Consider the following 4,225-nt stretch of genomic DNA (forward strand, 5'->3'; position numbering starts at 1 on the left):
ACCGAAAAACACTGGCCTGGCCTACTCCGAAGCGTACTGCCGCCTCCTCAAAACTCAAACCTTCACGTTCTTTGATTTCCAATACTTTCCGGCGAAAATCTACTGAATAGGCCATAAGATTCAACTCATAGGATGAAAATAATTGCTTGATCATTTTATATCGCTGCGGCTATAAACATAACAAGTCGATGAGCCATCAGAATGGCAAATGCAACGAAGTTCAGGCATGCAAGGGTAAAAACAACAGATAACGTTACAAGCGAAGGGGTATTAGACCCAAGGCTTCGCAACAAAGTGGAATGGATATTCAGAATATTAAAAGGATTTCGCCGCGTATTCACGCGGCGAAATCCTTTTTGCATTAATCCTGATAGCAATCAGGTTCTAGTCCGGTCAGAACAGTTCAGTAGGGTTTCTGACCAACAAAATTACCTGCCGGGTAGTAGCTGCACACCCATATCTGAGAGTTGTCGCCACAAACCGACATGGCACAGCCAACCTCCCTAGTGGTTTTCCATACTAACTGGGTGTAATGCCCACAGACTCCGCTACAGCTGTTGTCAGCATAATTATAAAACTTAATTTCGCTGCCCCAACTGTCTGTCACCTGCTGCGGCGTTTTTTTCTGTAGCTCCCGACGACCATCGGACCACATCAACGCACTAGCCTTGTAGATATTCTCACCATAGCCGTTGCCGCTGTGATACATGGCGCAGCCCTCGTTCTTAAGCTGATCAGCCCAGCCTTGTGCTACACTGGCCAGCTTATCCGACCATCTTAATCCTGACACGCCGACTTCTGCACGCCAGCGGTTGTGGGCAGCCACCATCGCTGCCGGATCAACCGTGCCTGCCCTGCCATAATTAGCATCAGGCACAGCGGCGGCTGCCTCGGCTGGTGTGACCATGCTGCTCATCCGCACCCAGCCGCCTTCTTCGTCAGCGGCATAAGCACCTGGAACAGTAGTTTCTGGTTTGACCTGACATGCACTAAGAGTAGTTACAAGCAGAATTCCGGCTAGAACTGCCATCCTCTCTTGGAAACGTGATTTTTCTCCTGCAAATGTTGCGGTTTTCATGATACCCTCCTGGTATGTAGCAGGCAACCCGGCTGTCTTCGTGAGACCCGTAGCTTTCCGACACCGCCTCGCGACGGCTGTGGCTTTTTCAACTTTCCAGCGCAGGAGAAACGCCTCTCCCGCACCCACCAGAAAGTTAGGAACTCTGTTTAGTTAAAACCAGCTCTTCCTACTTTCAGGATAGGTTAAAAAAATAACTTTGTCAAGAATACTTGATAATAGTTATCAAGTTCTCGTTTTAATAATAATACGCTTAATTTCAAGTTATTATGATTTTCTTCTTTAAGAATACCGCTAGAAACAATATATAAGTCAACTTTATAGAGCATACCTAAATCGCACTAAATACAAAGAAATCTCGCCTCTCCGGCTATGGATTCAAAAATTTATATTTATAGTTTAATAAATAAAAAATTGCCCCTTCAACAGAGGCAACCGAGGCCATGCTGCTGTTAATTCCCCTACCACTCCTGTTTTCTTTTCCGGTAAGGGAAAAAACTGGCCCATGTCTTACTTCCCGCCCTTCATTGAAAGAACCGCCTATGCCAAATAGCAATATTCAGCAAAGCCCAGAGGATGTGGTTGTGATTGTGCTTAAGGGCAGAGTGCTCGGCAATCAGCTGATTGATATAGGGCACATTCAGGTGTTCCCGAATCACCGGCGAATCATTGAGCAGCTCAATCATGTATTGCTTCAGCTCGCCGCGCAGCAGGTGTTTAACTGGCAAACTGTAGCCCTGCTTGCCGCGATGGACGATCTTCTCTGGTAAAAGTCCCTCAAGGGCGGCGCGGAAGATATATTTCGTGGTCATCCCCTTCAGTTTCCAGTGGCCAGGTAAAGAAGCCATGAATTCAACCAGCGGATGATCGAGCAGAGGCACGCGAATCTCCAGCGAATTAGCCATAGACATCCTATCCACCTTCATGAGCACGGAATCAGTCATCATGAAACGGGTGTCAAGGTAGATTTCTCGATTGATCCGGTCGTTGACTCCATGACAACGGGCGTTATGCTCGCGAACAAGGCGGAAGGGATCAAGGCTAATCTGTTGGCAAAAGCTGGGATTGAACAGATGCGCGACCAACTCCTGCTGGAGAAAATATTGCCAGCGCAAATGCTGCCCAGCTGGGTCCAGATTTGCGCCTTCAATAAAGCGCTTGAGCATGTTGACCGCCCCTTTCTTCTGCGGCTGGTCAGGCAAGAGGCGGGCTAATCGCCCCAGCACGTTTTTGCGGGCAAATTCTGGCAGCAAACTGAACCAGCGATTTATCTGGCTCGCCTTAAAGCGGTCGTAACCGGCAAAGCTCTCATCTGCCCCTTCCCCAGACAAGCACACCGTCACCTGTTCCTTGGCTTGCTTGCAGAGCAAATAAAGCGGCACCGTGGAAAGATCGGTCATGGGTTCATCAAGATGCCAGAGCGTCTTCTCGATATACTCTGGCTTCAAGCTGTCGAGCATTAAGACCTGGTGCTCGGTCTGGCAATGCTCGGCCACAATCTGGGCATAGTCCAGCTCACTGAATGACTTGTCCTTATAACCGATGGTAAAGGTCTTAAGCGGGCCGCTAATGTGCTTGCGCATCAAAGCAACCAGGCAACTCGAATCCAATCCCCCGGAAAGAAAGACTCCGAGCGGCACATCACTGACCAAATGGCTGGCAACTGCCTGGTCAAGCAGCTCGCGCATCTTTTCCACGGCCTCCGCAAAGGAGAGTTGCGGCTCCGCAGGCAGAAATTGTAAATCCCAGTACTGTTCGGTGCGGATTTGCCCGTTTTCCAGGATCAGCAAATGCCCAGCAGGCAGCTTGTGAATATTGGCAAACAGGGTTTCGGGCGCAGGCACGAACTCAAAGCCGAGGTAATCGTACATGGCTTGCAGGTTAAGCCGCCGTTCTACCTGTGGATCAGCAAGGATCGCCTTGATCTCCGAGGCAAAGCGCAGTTGCCCGTTCTGCCAGGTGTAATAAAGCGGCTTGATGCCGATGCGGTCGCGGGCTAAAAGCAGCCGCCTGCGCCGCTGGTCATAAAGAGCAAAGGCAAACATGCCGCGCAGTCGGTGCAGCACCTTGTCGCCCCACTCTTCATAGGCGTGCAGGATGACCTCAGAGTCTGAATGGCTGCGGAAAACATGGCCTTTCTGTTCCAGCTCGCGCCGCAGCTCCTGGAAATTGTAAATTTCTCCGTTAAAGACCAGGCAGAGCGTGCTGTCTTCGTTGAACATCGGCTGGCGGCCTTTGTCGCTCAGGTCAATGATCGACAGGCGGCGAAAGCCAAGAGAAATTTCCTTACAGCAGAAGCTGCCCTGCTGATTTGGTCCCCTATGGGCAAGAGTGTCTGCCATTGCCCGAATCAAAGACTCGTCCTGCCAGTTAAAACCGCAGATGCCGCACATAGTTCGTTATTGTGATGGTCGAGAGAGGAGGAGAAAGAACATCAGAATTTGCCCTGCTGCGACAGATTATAGTAGGCGAAGTAGGGGCTGACGATCTTTTTCTGCGGATTTTTGCTCTAAAAGCAGCTCTGCTTTCTTTAGCCGGAAGATTGTGTGGCTGCGAAGAACCCAGGTAAGCTGATCAGCCTAGATCTCCTCGAGAGCAAGGAGCTTGCCAAGGTTGGCGAAGAGCTTTTGGACGTGCAAATGCTCTGTTCAGACATGTAAATGCTCTATTCAAACGAGTGAATACTCTGTTCAAACGAGTAAATGCTCCTGATGGATGTTCGCTAGGAGTATTCAAACATATAAATGCTCATTGCGGATGTTCACGAATAAATTTTGGATGTGTAAATTCTCCATTTAAACGAGTGAATGCTCTGTTTAGACGTATGAATGCTCATCTTGGATGTTCACTAAGATGTTTTAGACGAACGAAATCTCCATTTAAACGAGTGAATACTCCTTGCAGATGTTTGTCAGGAGCATTCAGACGAGTAAATACTCCATTCAGACGTGTGAATGCTCTATTAGATCTTTTTCATAAGACGTACATTGCAGCGAGGCGACCAATAGGGCGGCCACAGGGGGCCGCCCTTGTATCTTGTCTGTTGTGGTGGTTAGCTGCCAGCACACGAGTCGGGGAGAGCTTGTGGCCGCCCCTAAGGTTCGAACCTTGATGCGTAGATGAAGCCCCCTGGCTCACTTTCACGCC

General features: G+C 49.4%; 2 protein-coding genes and 1 riboswitch. Both genes read right to left on the bottom strand.

Annotation, left to right across the window (positions count from 1 at the left end):
* Window positions 1-403: 403 nt before the first annotated feature.
* On the bottom strand, window positions 404-1,078 hold the full coding sequence (locus ACNKIB_RS14675) for a CAP domain-containing protein (RefSeq protein ID WP_417911318.1): 675 nt from the start codon (window positions 1,076-1,078) through the stop codon (window positions 404-406).
* A gap of 19 nt (window positions 1,079-1,097) precedes the next feature.
* Window positions 1,098-1,172: riboswitch (cyclic di-GMP riboswitch) on the bottom strand.
* Between the two features lie 430 nt (window positions 1,173-1,602).
* A complete protein-coding gene (gene asnB, locus ACNKIB_RS14680; RefSeq protein WP_417911319.1) occupies window positions 1,603-3,471 on the bottom strand; it encodes an asparagine synthase (glutamine-hydrolyzing) in 1,869 nt (622 codons plus the stop codon).
* Between the last annotated feature and the right edge of the window lie 754 nt (window positions 3,472-4,225).

Origin of the sequence: Candidatus Electronema sp. PJ, assembly GCF_048287395.1 — a bacterium.
GTDB lineage: Bacteria > Desulfobacterota > Desulfobulbia > Desulfobulbales > Desulfobulbaceae > Electronema.

Bases quoted from the DNA above. Each gene is read 5' to 3' on its own strand.
- ACNKIB_RS14675 (WP_417911318.1), bottom strand. From the start codon at position 1,078: ATGAAAACCGCAACATTTGCAGGAGAAAAATCACGTTTCCAAGAGAGG.
- asnB (WP_417911319.1), bottom strand. From the start codon at position 3,471: ATGTGCGGCATCTGCGGTTTTAACTGGCAGGACGAGTCTTTGATTCGG.